The organism is Yersinia enterocolitica subsp. enterocolitica, assembly GCF_901472495.1.
Lineage (GTDB): Bacteria > Pseudomonadota > Gammaproteobacteria > Enterobacterales > Enterobacteriaceae > Yersinia > Yersinia enterocolitica.
In genome coordinates this window covers 246,460-259,498 of the sequence record NZ_LR590469.1, presented here as the reverse complement: position 1 = coordinate 259,498, position 13,039 = coordinate 246,460, and the positions used below count along the sequence as shown (strand labels likewise).

The following is a 13,039-nucleotide window of genomic DNA, read 5'->3' as shown; positions in this document are numbered from 1 at the left end:
ATTCGTGTCATTGCTGTAAGAGAAAAATCCCATCAGCAAACCTGATGGGATTTTTTATATAAAAAAAACAACACACTACACTGACTTGAGCCGTGCATTTATGGCGTTGGAAAATGTGCGGCACATCGCCTCATCTCCTCGCAAATTGTCTGCCAGCTGTTCATCTCCATCAACCACTCGCAGAGTAACGTCTAAGTCAAAATTTGCTGTCGGTTGTGGCCGTATCGCCGCCAGTTCAATTGTTTTCTGTGCTTCACGCCAGGCTTCTGCAACGGTTTGATTACACACCTTGGCCAGATAATCTGGATTGAAGCCTTCCCCTGTCAGGCTACGCAATGTCTCATCGTGACTGACACTATTACCAGGTCGCCAATAATGCTCAGCGAGATCTGGGCCAATAGCCGGGTTGTCCGTCAGATAACCATCGCGTTTGAGGAAGAATGCCCTGGTCTGCTCTACCGCCATCAATGCCAATAGATAGCCTTGATAGGAGCAAGCGGACTCCATTGATAACAAATGTGGGATAGCCAATGTCGGACGTGGACTGCCGCTGACACCCAGAATTTTTAGCTCAATATCCCGGGCAAGCTGAGTCATCGCCTCTGGCGTGCATTGTGCGTCATCCCACTGATACAGCTGCCATTCAAAATAAGGCACTAATAAAATGTGGCGATCATTAAAAGCCCGCATAGGTTGTCGCGCCTGAATACTTTCCTGAATTAATGCATCAGGAACGGATTCACCCGCACTATTTTTTGCATAACGTTTTAACCAATCAGCATCATCAAGCAGTCTATCACAAAACATGGATTGCGTTTCAGCATAGGCCATTGAAGTTGGAGGGAATTCTTGTGAGAAACAGGGCGAGTTTTGCACAATGTTAGAAAAGTGAGCCGCATGACCACCTTCGTGAAATAACGTATTTAGGCCCGAAGCACCACTTCCAACCTGATCAGGTTTAGCTAAACTCGTGAAGTTGATCCGCGCTGGTATCCACTTACCCTGATCAACAAAAGGCGGTACTGGCCCATGCATAAACCCATTTTCATATTTTCCTTTGCGCACCAACAGATCTAAATTCATCTGTGCGCCGCGAAAACCAATATGCAGCCGCTTAAAGCTATTGACCCAGCGGTCGAGTGACTCGGCAAAGGGGAAGTAAGGGTCTAATTGACGAGTAACATCGCCCCCACTAGCAAAGCGGATATTCCACGGCTCCAGCGTTTCTGGGCCTTTCTCTTCTGCTAATTGCTGCAAACTACGTAAATTCGCCTCGCGCGTCTGTTCTTCGAAGCGATCCAAAATGGCAAATAGCTGTTCCGGTGTCATCTGCTCGGTTTTATTCACTTTGTAATCAAAGTAATTGCGATAACCCAATTTTCGCGCAAAACGATTACGTAAACTTATTAGTTCGGGCAAGCCATTGTGTAATAGCCATTGTTCCAGCTCACGTAATGCTAAATGCGAACTGTATCGACACTCCGCATTCTCATTGGTGCCTTGGTTGGTCAATAACTCACCCAAGGAAGCCGGAACCCGCTCACCAGCAGTATTTAGATGTGTCAAAGTGAGGGCTTTGCGTCGCTGATAAAGATTTGATTCGGCAGCAATAATCTTATCAAGTAATACTTGCGTGTCTGGATCTTCAATGGCATTACAATCAAAAAAGCGATACCACCCCTGCAAGCCATGCAATAACTCATCACGCTCGGCGGTGGTGGGTTCACTTTCCAACTGGGCAATCAGATCACGTAACTCCTTTAAACGATGGCTCTGTGCAATAAAACGCTTATAAACAGTCTCGGCTGTAGAGAATTGCTGTGCAATATCCTCCCCACCCAACCCCATATAGTTCTGCCAGAAAAGAGCTTCTTTAGCCTGATGAACAGCCAGATAATCCTTATTCAAAGCAGTAAAGTAGTTCAAAGCTAGTTGCATAGCGCTCCTTTTTGGCTATTTTTCATTAAAAACATATTCAGACAAGAAAAAAAAACGACTTTTTCAGTCTATCACTGTAAAAAAAGACAACAAGTCGTGATTATATTTAAATAAAAAACTCTATATTTTATATGGTAAGAACCATTTAAATAGGAAAATATCCATTACAAATATTTATGCAACCCAAACTCAATAAAACATACAATAACGTCATGACATCTACCGAGTGATGGTGATTCCGTATAAGTCATTAATCTGTTGCTGTGCAAGTTCGACTGTGTTCACCTGCCCCACGGCAACTAAACAGCATGCCAGCTGTTTCTGGATAGAATCAGGAATAGGTAAAACACCAGCCAAACAATCCTCAATCCAGCGTGCGGTTATAGCTGCATCTTTCGACGAAGGTAATTCAAGCTCACCCGGTTCTGGTTGGCGATCCAATAAAATTTGCTGCTCACCGTTATTGATATAGTGAATTGGCGGGCAGCGTAACGGATTTGCATAAACTTCCCCTTCAGTTCCTTGCTGCAACAAGGCGGGGGCATTAATCGCCTGGAAAAAACCGCCAACTTTTTGCATATATTCTGGATGAGATACGCTGGCCAGACGCAGTGCTTGATCGTGAATAAAGGGTGTTGCCAACTTTGCTAAGGTGTGGCTGCTGTTTCTCACACCCATACGCCAGCGTTGCTGTAATTGTTCGTCCAATTGAGCGGACAGCGCTGAAACGGGAATAAATACCGGCAACCCATTATCCAGGCGCTGCTGAGCCTCTGCTGAGTTGTGTGACCAAGGGATATCCAACTGTTGGAAAATCTCGGCACTGGTCACCCGACTGTTATCTTCTGTCACGCCGTGCACCACTACGGGTAGCCCAAGACGCGAGAGCAATAATGCCAATAACGGGGTGAGATTGGCTTGTTTACGCGCTCCGTTGTAGCTTGGAATGACGACCGGCAACGGGCGGCCAGCGGGTACACGCAGGGGCATAACCTGTTGCTGCATAGCCTGATAAAATCCCAGAATTTCCTGTTCAGACTCACCTTTGATACGAAATGCAATCAGGATAGCACCCAATTCCAGCGCAGGTACTTGTCCGGCCAACATGGCTTTATACAGTTCACAGGCGGTATCCTGATCCAAATCGCGGGCATGATTTTTACCGCGCCCAATCTCTTTGATAATTTTGCTGTAATTCATGGTGCGGCATTTCCCCTATCAATGTTTTGAAAATGTATATGACTGAAACTTTATCATCGATAGGGATGGATATGCCCGAAATAGTTACCAGGTTAAGTGGGGGATAAAAGCTGCGGGAACAATATCACTAACGGAGTTAATAGCGGTCAGTTTGCGGGTGAAACAGGCCACTGCTGAGGGTGAAGCACCGCAGTGACCTGTATATCTCTATCTATTATTCAACTCTTCCGGTGGGCTAAACAACACACGGTAGATAGCTCCCCCTAAGGCTCCGCCGACTAAAGGTGCTAACCAAAATACCCATAACTGCTGTAATGCAATTCCACCGGCAAAAATGGCTACCCCGGTGCTACGGGCTGGATTAACTGAAGTGTTATCTACCGGAATGCTAATTAAGTGAATCAGTGTCAGACACAGACCGATCGCCAGCGGTGCGGCTACTGCCGGAGAACGTATATCCGTCGCCCCCATAATCACCATCACGAACCCCATAGTTAGAATCACTTCGGCGACCAATACCGCTTGTAAGCTATAACCCCCCGGTGAGCGGACGCCAAAGCCGTTACTGGCAAATCCGGCTGTCACATCGAAACCGGCCTTACCACTGGCGATTAAATACAAAATTGCCGCCCCGGCTAACCCCCCCCAGTACTTGTGCAATGATATAAGGAATCAATTGCGCGCCAGAAAAACGGCCTCCGACCCATAAACCAAGCGACACCGCAGGGTTAAAATGCGCACCAGAGACATGCCCTAATGCATAAGCCATCGTGACAACAGTCAGCCCGAATGCCAACGCCACACCGAGAAATCCGATACCCGCTACCGGGAACATTGCCGCCAATACTGCACTGCCACACCCGCCTAATACCAGCCAGAAAGTGCCAATAAACTCTGCCATTAGCTGTTTCATTCTGATCTACCTCTGCCCGCCAAATATGTCGATAGCAGTTAGCATTGCCGCTAACCAATAACCAGCAATTTTCACCGGAGGTACTGCCAGGCTTGACTTGTTAGGGTCAGCTTACCAGCGGCTGATATAATATTAGTCACTGGATTCATGCCTATCAGAAAAGATTTCAGATCAAATGGTTTTTTTCAGAAATTATTAACTTGAGAAATGAGATTTGCCATGAAATTTAAGTAAATCGCAATATAGGCTGGTCGATTATCAATCGGAATAATCACTCGCTCCGCTTCATAACCAAACCAGCTTAGCAACCACTATAAGGCTGTTCGTTTTCTTCGTACTTTCTTCCCTGAGGCCTTAGCAACCGCTTTCACCATGGGAGTAGTAACAACTTTGCCCTCCGGCATATCGGGCTGCTCAATAGGGAAAACAGGTAGCGCCGCCAACAATCGCGAACCATAACCCTTGGTTAATAAACGCCGGTCATAAATAACAATTTCACCGTGGCATTGGTTACTGCGAATCAAACGCCCAACCTGCTGAATCAAGTTGAACGACGCACTTGGCAAACTTTGCACCTCAAACGGATAGCGATTCAACGACTTAAGCCATTCCCCTTCGGTCAGAATCACCGGGCTGTCGATAGGTGGAAATGAAATTTTGTGTATATGAACCTGAGTCAATAATTCACCTTTCAAATCCAATCCTTCAGCAAAAGATTGCAAACCTATCAATACACTGGCGGTGCCCTTTTTCACTCGCTTGCGGTGCTCTTCTACCAGCCGATAGCGCGGTTGATCGCCCTGAACTAACAACATCAAGCGCAGATCAGTGACATGACTGAGGAAAGTTTGCATCGCCCGATGGCTACTAAATAGGATCAACATGCCCTTATGCCGCCCGCTGGCGTGTTGGGTACGGAAAAATTGCGCCATTTCCGCCAGATGCTCAGCCTCATGGGCCATGGTGGGTTCAAAGCGCATTTTGGGAATAATCAGCTTCCCTTGCTCAATATGATTAAACGGCGATGACAAGGTTTCAAATCGGTCTCCGGCCTTCTCACTCAACCCGCTGAGTTCCTGCAAACGAGCAAAACTATTAAGCGAACGTAAAGTGGCAGAAGTGACAATGACGTGCGGCACTTTGCGCCACAGCATTTTATCCAACTGATCGCTGACGCGTATTCCCACACAGTGGAAATAGAGATGCGTTTGGTTCTCACGATAATCTCGGGTAATCCACTTGGAAATCGGTGCATTCGAGGCTTTTGCCATCGCCGCCAAGCGCCAAAGTTTGCTCATGGCCTCCAGATAACCCAATGTCCGGCTCATTTGCAAAATAGCACGATGTAACCGCACAATATCGTGCTTGCCGGTTTGTTCGCTTAAATCATTGAGAACGAACTCAGCCAGGCCACGTAACGCATCGGTTAACTTGAATAATTTGGCACAATCTTCCGTCAAACTACCGGGTAGTTCCCCCATTTCAAAACGATATACCGCCGGACTGCCATCGGCTGGCAGCAGTTGGTTAACTTGCTGCTCGACACTCAACATCAGCTCACGCAGTTGTTCGCAATGGTCTTTTAAACGTTCGGGATTCGCTAAACCGGGAGGGTTTTTAGGCCGATATTGCACCATGCATTGATCCACCAGCCGAACAATCATATCCAATTGCATATTGGCAAAAACGGCGGTGATTTCACCTTCAATCTCGAGTGCATCACGGGCTACATCTGGCAGATGATGGCCCTCATCCAACACCAGCAGCAGCTCTTTTGGATTGGGTAATACGGATTCAGTTTCCAGTGCTGCCATGACTAAAGCATGATTGGCTACCACCACATCGGCGCTCTCAATTTCCTTGCGGGCAATAAAGAACGGACATTCACGAAAATAATGGCAATTACGCCCCAGGCAATTGACTTTATCGGTACTTAATTTAGCCCATAAACTGTCACTGAGTGATAACTGATGATGGTCACGCAGCCCATCCCAGACATGGCTGTTCAATGATTTGGACAGCGCTAAACAGGTTGCCTGCTCCTCACCATTGGCGGGTGCCAACTCATCGCCGAGAAAGAGTGATAAATCCCCTTGCCCGGAAACATCGGTGCACATCGCCGCCAGATTGCGCGGACAGACATATCGCCCACGCCCGAAGGCACCGGTGAACTTAAGGTCGGGAATAATCTTCTTCAACAGCGGCAAATCTTTGCTGTAAATCTGATCCTGCAACGCCACATTTGCGGTACTGACCACCAGCGGCTTGCTTTCCGCCCGGCCGACAGCAATACCAGGGATCAGATAAGACAGGGTTTTGCCGACCCCCGTCGGGGCCTCGATAGCCAAATGTCGGCCAGCATCACCCGCCAGCGTTTTCGCCACTTCGGCGATCATCTGGCGCTGCGGCGTACGGGAAATAAAATCCGGAATCTGCTGCGAAAGAGCCTTATACCACTGACTTATTTGTTCTTTTACTGCCGGGGATAACGCCATGCATATCTTATCTAAACTGAATGTTGCCCTATTGTCCCACACCGCAACGCTCACGTCAGCCCGAAAGCACCATACCCGTCATACTTCAAGCTGCATGTGCGTTGGCTACACTCAATAACCCGAATCACTGACTTATGTAAGCTCATCGGGATTAATGAGCCTCATCTCTGAGGCTCACCCTGCGGGCAGCATAAATGCTGTTCAAATCGGTTGCCGCCTTCCTCCAACTCGAATTATTTAGGCTACAGATGAAGTGTCAGTTTATCGCTAATAAAAATGAACAATATTTACGCAATGTCGCAGTTATTTATGTTTTGTCATAAATATATCACACAGATGCGGTAAAAATTCTGCGCTGGATGAATTCAGACAGATATTGAATACAGCAAAAAATTCTACTACTCGCGTCTTTTTAAATAAGAGAAACAGGGCAAAAAATATGAAACGTAATATTCTGGCAATCCTGGTACCAGCCTTATTAGTTGCCACAACTTCACATGCAGCAGAAATCTATAATAAAGACGGCAATAAACTCGATTTATACGGAAAAGTAAAAGCACTACACTACTTCTCTGATAATAATAAAAGTGATGGCGACAAGTCTTATGTCCGCTTTGGTTTTAAAGGTGCCACCCAGATTACCGACCAACTGACAGGTTATGGTCAGTGGGAATATAACATTGCTGCTAACTATGCTGAAAGCCAGGAAACAAAAGATAACAAAACACGTTTAGCGTTTGCCGGTTTACGTTATGGGAAATTAGGCTCAATCGATTATGGCCGTAACTACGGCGTATTATATGACATCGCCGCCTGGACCGATATGCTGCCAGAATTCGGTAATGACAGCTACACCAGAACCGACAACTTCATGACTGGCCGTACAACCGGCGTTGCCACTTATCGTAACACTGACTTCTTCGGTCTGGTTGATGGCCTGAAGTTCTCCCTGCAATATCAGGGCAAAAACGGCAGCGAAACTGACAATACCAATGGTCGCGCAGATGCCACCAAACAGAATGGTGACGGCTTCGGTTTGTCTTCCAGCTATGAAATTGGCGCAGGTGTTAGTGTAGGTGCGGCCTATGCCTCATCTAACCGCACCACCGCACAGAAAGAAGGGCGATTTGGTAAAGGCGATAAAGCAGATGCCTGGACTACCGGTCTGAAATATGACGATAACGGTGTTTACCTGGGTGCAACTTACGCCGAAACACGTAATATGACGCCTATTTCCGGCACTGCCGTTATTAATAATGTCTCAACTAGCGTCAGTGGTTTTGCTAATAAAACACAAAACGTTGAATTAGTTGCGCAATACCTATTTGATTTCGGATTAAAACCTTCTTTGGCTTATATTCAGTCTAAAGGAAAAGATATCGAAGGGATTGGTGATGCCGATTTAGTTAAATATGTTGATATCGGTGCTTACTATTACTTCAATAAAAACATGTCTACCTATGTTGATTATAAAATAAACCAACTTAACGACGATAATAAGTTGAAACTGAACACTGATAACGTTCTGGCTGTTGGCCTGGTCTATCAGTTCTAATCGTTATTGATTTGCATTACCCTCATTGCTTTATTGTTTGAATGCTTCATCGTGTTTTGTGAATTTATTTTATTAAAGTCATCACATTTTGCCGGGAGATCCCTCCCGGCTTTTTATTATCCACTATTTGTTAACCGATACAAATAATAGCCCAATGTCACGCAAGGCTTCAGTTACCGCACCTCTTCGCTTGTTATTGTTAGCGGAAAAATCAGCTTGCTGTATCCATTGTTGGTAGCGATTTTCACCCAACGCTTTGTCTGTCTCAACCATCAGAGGCACGAGTCGTACACCAATATGATCAAGACTATGGTAGGGCCATTTGTTTTGTTCGTTAGAAAAAGGAGCCATAAAATCAAGCGCTTTAATTAAACCACTGCCATTCGGAGTGTGGTAATGCCACAGATCGACATGAACTTTATCTGCCAATTGGGCCATCAGTATGGCCGCTTGCAAACTGAAATAGCTGTAATGGAATGAGCGCGTTCGCGCCAACTCCAGCGGTTGTGAACCATCTGCTGCTAATTGGCTATTCAGTTTGGTTTTCAGCAACTCAGCCATCTCAACTACGATAATCGGTTGTTGCAAATACCAGGCGATACCCGCCACTTGTACCGCATACCAATTGCCGTGATTATTCTGCGCCGCAGCTTCTTTTTTACCTGCTGCACTGTAGCGTAACCACTGTAGATACTCTGTCATCCAGTGCCGAATCTGCTTTTCATCTTGCACCGTCCAGTTTTTATTCTGCTGTAGCATAATCAACGAATCGACAATGCGAGTGGCAAAGTAACGCCCATCCAAAACTCCCGTTCCGCGCCCTGCGGCAATTCCCGGTACTCCCTGAGCGAAATCCAGGTTAGGATTCATGCGAGTATCCGGGTCAATAAACCAGGTTCGAATCAGGCTAATGGCTTTATCCGCATATTTCTGTTCACCGGAAAAATACCAAGCTAACGTCAATGCCTGTACCTTTGCAGTAAAATCAGCCAAACGTACACCATCACTGTCTTCATTTTTACTGGCGGGATTAATCTGCCCGTCTTGGCGTATCCAAGGTAAACCATCAGTTTTTTGACTATCTGGCCACCAATACGCACTGAGACTCAGATAATCATGCTTAGAGCCACTGGGCGGAACTCTATTTTTATCCATGACACTGGGGTTGGGTTGTTTCAGTATTTTGTCCGCTTGCTGCAATAACTGGCGGTAAGCCTGCTGTGTTGTCACGGGGATCTGCTCTTGCCCTTTCTTGTTATTTTGCGCGATAGCCCGTTGATTATGCTGTAATACGCTGGGAGATAAAAAAGCATATTCACTCTGTACCGCCTCGGCTACTGGCATCATAAACAGTGACAATAGTGCCACCAGGCCGGAATAAGTACGTATAAGATTAGTAATGCGTATTCTAATCTGACTCTCCATCGGCCCCATAAATCACTCACCTTGTCTGATAATTGTCATATAAGCTCAGTTGAGCCACCTGATTTTATGCATCATGCCTGAAGCAATTTTTGCTTTCTTGAGAAGAGTAGCTTTTGTCACTGTCTATTAACCCGGCAGTTGTTAACCATAAGAATAACTCTCTGTTTTAATGAAAATTTTAGACGAAAAATTAAAACGTAAAAAAATAATAAAAACCTTTGGTAACGATCACTATTCTCATGTTTACTGATACATCTCTGTTTTACTGTTCCTTTCCTATTGAATAACTATGCTGAAGCAAAATAACCGTAATCTGTGGTTGCTAGTCGGTTCACTGTTCACCTTATACTTCGTCTGGGGTTCTACCTATCTGGTCATTCGAATCGGGGTCGAAAGCTGGCCACCGTTGATGATGGCGGGATTACGCTACCTGATTGCCGGAGTCTTACTGTTCAGCTTCCTGGCTATTCGCGGTCATGCTCTGCCGACTTTGCGCCAATGGATGGGGGCCAGCGCAATTGGTGTTTTATTATTGGCTATCGGTAATGGGTTGGTCACCATTGCAGAACACCAACATGTCCCCTCCGGTATTGCTGCCGTTATGGTCGCGACCGTTCCATTATTCACTTTGTGTTTCAGTATGTTATGGGGAATGCGTAATACTAAGCTGGAATGGTCGGGCATTGCTCTCGGGTTAGTGGGCATTATATTACTCAATACCGGCAGTAACTTATTAGGTAACCCACTGGGTGCGATGTTGATATTACTGGCGTCAGCCAGTTGGGCATTCGGCTCGGTTTGGAGCTCACGGCTGGCGTTGCCAAGTGGAGCGATGTCTGGTGCAGCACAAATGCTGGTTGCTGGCGTTGTTCTGTTACTTGCCAGTGCATTAAGCGGCGAAGAGCTCAATCAAATGCCCTCAATGGGAGGAATCCTCTCACTACTCTATTTGATTGTTTTTGGTTCCATGCTGGCTATCAGTGCTTACATGTTTTTGCTGAAAAATGTCCGCCCCGCTGTTGCAACCAGCTATGCCTATGTAAATCCGGTAGTTGCAGTATTATTGGGTATTGGTTTTGCCGGTGAAAGTCTATCCACCACGGAATGGTGCGCGTTAGCTGTTATTGTTTCTGCAGTGGTTTTGGTGACGCTGGGGAAATTTTTGTTCAAACCACGCTAATTGTCCGAGAATGCAACATGGTTGTTTCATTTAGCCAACGGGCTATAATTCACGCTGTTTAGATAAAAAGTGAAAATAATTATGCTGAGAAAAGCACTCATTATCCTGATTGCGGTAATGGCTCTGAGTTCATTAGGTGGCGTTTTTCTGGCTGGACTGAACATTTATACCCGTTCAACCACCCCACATGAAACTGAAACTACGCAGTCCAGCCCATTGTCTGATATTGGCCCTGCGGGCTTATCCAATAACGGTCAGGAATCACCATAAGTTCCCATCCATTCGCGGCATCGCTGCTGCAAAAAAGTCTGCAAGCCCCTAACCCGTTCTGACACCTGTGAGCGGTGGGGGCATAATAAATTTAAGGGTAAAATCTCACCCTGCCAGTCCGGTAGTACCTGAACCAAGCGCCCTGCACGAATATCCGCAATCACATCAATAGCGGCTTTATTGGCGATCCCCAGCCCCGCCAGTGCCCAACGCCGGGCAATTTCACCATCATCACTGATGTATTCACCAGACATAGTGACTTCCTGAATATCGTCTTGCCGCATTAATCGCCATTGATTATAAAGGCGGCCATTACGCTGATATAACACCGATTGATGATTCACCAATTGTGCTGGCGTTTGCGGCACACCATTGCGGGCAAGATAGGCTGGGCTGGCGCAGAGCATCCGCCGATGGTGAGACAAAATAGGTAGTGCCACCAAACTGGAGTCAGTCGGCACGCCAAAACGTAAAGCGATATCCACGGGTTCGCGAAAGAGATCTGCGTGACGATCATTAAGTAACAAGTGCAATTGAATATGCGGATGTTGTTGCTTGAAATCATTGAGCCAGTTAACTAATAAATTGCGACCAAAATCTGAAGGCGCTGAAAGTTGCAAAACCCCAGATAATCCGGTCATTTTCCGCTGAATGGCCTGCTCCCCCTCAATTAATGCCCCTAGTGCAATACGCGCGCTATCCAGATAACTAATACCTTCCTCTGTTAGCCGCAAACTGCGGGTTGAGCGTACCAACAAGCGAACGCCCAATTGTGATTCCAGACGCTTTACTGCAATGCTGGCCGCTGCTGGTGTTATATTCAACCGCCGAGCCGCTTCAGACAAACTCCCGCAGTCCCAAAGTTAGTGCTTCACTGCCAGTGGGTAGAGTAGGCCAACCAGTTGATATTGCTAGCGCCTATATCTTATTACTGGAAAATAGCTTCATGACCGGTAGCGTGCTTGATATTGACGGCGGTGGCCTGCTGTAGCTATTCATAATCAGGCCTAAGACGAGGTTAATGGCAAAGTGCCCGCAGCGGTGAAAACAGGCAGATCGTCAAGACGCCGTACTTCTTTTGTTAAAACAAGCATCCCTGGCGCGGATGCTTTACTCTTCTACCTGTCCCCACCTTGCAAGATCGAGCCATTGAAGTTCGTCAGCAGTCTGACGGCATTTTACTGCCGTCTTATATCTGTACCTCAACATACTTCATCAAGAATCAGGACTTCAATATTCCTTGTTTTAAAGCGTTATTACGCCTAATGCCGCAGCCTTTTTTTCCATCTGCTTAATCTCGTCATAGGCCGACCACGGCAACGTGCTAAATTCTTTGATCAATAATTTATCCTTAGCGGAGCTTGCCTCGGGAGAGTTGACAGTAGCTGTTATGGCCTGACGTATCTGGTTTAGCTGCTCTTTAGATGTCGCTAACGAGGTAATCAATGGCAAGCCTGGAGCAATATCGGTTTGCGCGACAATTTTTAATCCGGCAACCGCTGATGGGTTATCACGCTGTAATAATGCAAAACTTACGCAATCTATCGCGGCAATATCTGCTTGCCGCTGTTGAATCATTTCGATAGAACGATAGTGTCCACCCGAAGCTACTGCACGAGAAAAGAACTTCCCCTTGATCGCCAGTGGCGCAATCAAAGCACGCAAAGCATTATATCCTGACTGGGAGTCTGTGCTGTTGAATGCAACGACACGATAGCGAAAGTCAGAAAGCTGCAGCCCTTCTTCATCTGCACGGACCACAACTAAACTGCGGTAATACTCCCCTGAGCAATAAGGTGATTGATAGCTGAATGCGCCAACCAACTGAACTTGCTGTTGTAATAAAGTCACGAGAGGAAAACCACAGGTCTGACTCAAAAGCAGTGTAGGATCACGCCAATGTTGTAGTAAATCTGAGGGCCAACATAATTGCTCGGGAACTGCCGTGACGCCATGTTTGTGCAATTGCCGCAACAATAATTGCCAAAAAGGTTGCACATCTTGTGGTGGCCGAACCCCGTACATCGGCAGTGAAATCAATATTAGCACCTACTTAAGAAGAG

At 46.4% G+C, this 13,039-nt stretch carries 9 protein-coding genes and 2 pseudogenes; 4 read left to right on the top strand and 7 right to left on the bottom strand.

The window, feature by feature from the left end; genetic code table 11:
* Positions 1-75 precede the first annotated feature (75 nt).
* From FGL26_RS01270 to dinG, 4 genes and pseudogenes are all read right to left on the bottom strand, one after another.
* A complete protein-coding gene (locus FGL26_RS01270; protein ID WP_005168181.1) occupies positions 76-1,938 on the bottom strand; it encodes a M3 family metallopeptidase in 1,863 nt (620 codons plus the stop codon).
* Between the two features lie 219 nt (positions 1,939-2,157).
* Positions 2,158-3,138, bottom strand: coding sequence for a DNA-binding protein YbiB (gene ybiB, locus FGL26_RS01265; RefSeq protein ID WP_005168179.1), 981 nt, complete (start codon positions 3,136-3,138; stop codon positions 2,158-2,160).
* Between the two features lie 207 nt (positions 3,139-3,345).
* Positions 3,346-4,051: pseudogene (gene aqpZ, locus FGL26_RS01260) on the bottom strand (aquaporin Z).
* 311 nt (positions 4,052-4,362) lie between these two features.
* Positions 4,363-6,546, bottom strand: coding sequence for an ATP-dependent DNA helicase DinG (gene dinG / locus FGL26_RS01255; RefSeq protein ID WP_005168176.1), 2,184 nt, complete (start codon positions 6,544-6,546; stop codon positions 4,363-4,365).
* Positions 6,547-6,985: 439 nt separating this feature from the next.
* Between dinG and ompF2 the strand changes: the two genes are divergently transcribed.
* Positions 6,986-8,101 (top strand): porin OmpF2, encoded by a 1,116-nt coding sequence (gene ompF2 / locus FGL26_RS01250; protein WP_005168174.1) that lies wholly within the window; start codon positions 6,986-6,988, stop codon positions 8,099-8,101.
* A gap of 123 nt (positions 8,102-8,224) precedes the next feature.
* Here the strand turns inward: ompF2 and FGL26_RS01245 are convergent, their stop codons facing one another.
* Positions 8,225-9,535 carry an alginate lyase family protein gene (locus FGL26_RS01245; RefSeq protein ID WP_005168171.1) on the bottom strand — a complete coding sequence of 437 codons (1,311 nt, stop codon included), beginning with the start codon at positions 9,533-9,535 and terminating at the stop codon, positions 8,225-8,227.
* A 280-nt stretch (positions 9,536-9,815) separates the two neighbouring features.
* On the opposite strand from FGL26_RS01245, the gene yedA reads away from it, so the two are divergent.
* Together yedA and FGL26_RS01235 are read left to right on the top strand one after the other, a co-directional pair.
* Positions 9,816-10,706 (top strand): drug/metabolite exporter YedA, encoded by an 891-nt coding sequence (yedA, locus tag FGL26_RS01240; RefSeq protein WP_005168169.1) that lies wholly within the window; start codon positions 9,816-9,818, stop codon positions 10,704-10,706.
* A gap of 81 nt (positions 10,707-10,787) precedes the next feature.
* Positions 10,788-10,976, top strand: coding sequence for a hypothetical protein (locus tag FGL26_RS01235; protein WP_005158818.1), 189 nt, complete (start codon positions 10,788-10,790; stop codon positions 10,974-10,976).
* On the opposite strand, the gene FGL26_RS01230 is transcribed toward FGL26_RS01235, so the two are convergent.
* Positions 10,961-11,821: a LysR family transcriptional regulator gene (locus FGL26_RS01230; protein WP_050498971.1), complete on the bottom strand. Its 861-nt coding sequence runs from the start codon at positions 11,819-11,821 to the stop codon at positions 10,961-10,963. The genes FGL26_RS01235 and FGL26_RS01230 overlap by 16 nt on opposite strands.
* An 11-nt stretch (positions 11,822-11,832) precedes the next feature.
* Between FGL26_RS01230 and FGL26_RS21595 the strand changes: the two are divergent.
* A pseudogene (locus FGL26_RS21595) lies at positions 11,833-11,967 on the top strand (SDR family oxidoreductase); the annotation flags it as partial.
* Positions 11,968-12,221: 254 nt separating this feature from the next.
* On the opposite strand, the gene FGL26_RS01220 reads toward FGL26_RS21595, so the two are convergent.
* Positions 12,222-13,001, bottom strand: coding sequence for a phosphate/phosphite/phosphonate ABC transporter substrate-binding protein (locus FGL26_RS01220; protein WP_005168162.1), 780 nt, complete (start codon positions 12,999-13,001; stop codon positions 12,222-12,224).
* Positions 13,002-13,039: the final 38 nt, after the last annotated feature.

Excerpts from the sequence above, each read along its gene's own strand:
- FGL26_RS01270 (WP_005168181.1), bottom strand. The coding sequence starts at position 1,938 with ATGCAACTAGCTTTGAACTACTTTACTGCTTTGAATAAGGATTATCTG.
- ybiB (WP_005168179.1), bottom strand. The coding sequence starts at position 3,138 with ATGAATTACAGCAAAATTATCAAAGAGATTGGGCGCGGTAAAAATCAT.
- dinG (WP_005168176.1), bottom strand. The coding sequence starts at position 6,546 with ATGGCGTTATCCCCGGCAGTAAAAGAACAAATAAGTCAGTGGTATAAG.
- ompF2 (WP_005168174.1), top strand. The coding sequence starts at position 6,986 with ATGAAACGTAATATTCTGGCAATCCTGGTACCAGCCTTATTAGTTGCC.
- FGL26_RS01245 (WP_005168171.1), bottom strand. The coding sequence starts at position 9,535 with ATGGGGCCGATGGAGAGTCAGATTAGAATACGCATTACTAATCTTATA.
- yedA (WP_005168169.1), top strand. The coding sequence starts at position 9,816 with ATGCTGAAGCAAAATAACCGTAATCTGTGGTTGCTAGTCGGTTCACTG.
- FGL26_RS01235 (WP_005158818.1), top strand. The coding sequence starts at position 10,788 with ATGCTGAGAAAAGCACTCATTATCCTGATTGCGGTAATGGCTCTGAGT.
- FGL26_RS01220 (WP_005168162.1), bottom strand. The coding sequence starts at position 13,001 with ATGTACGGGGTTCGGCCACCACAAGATGTGCAACCTTTTTGGCAATTA.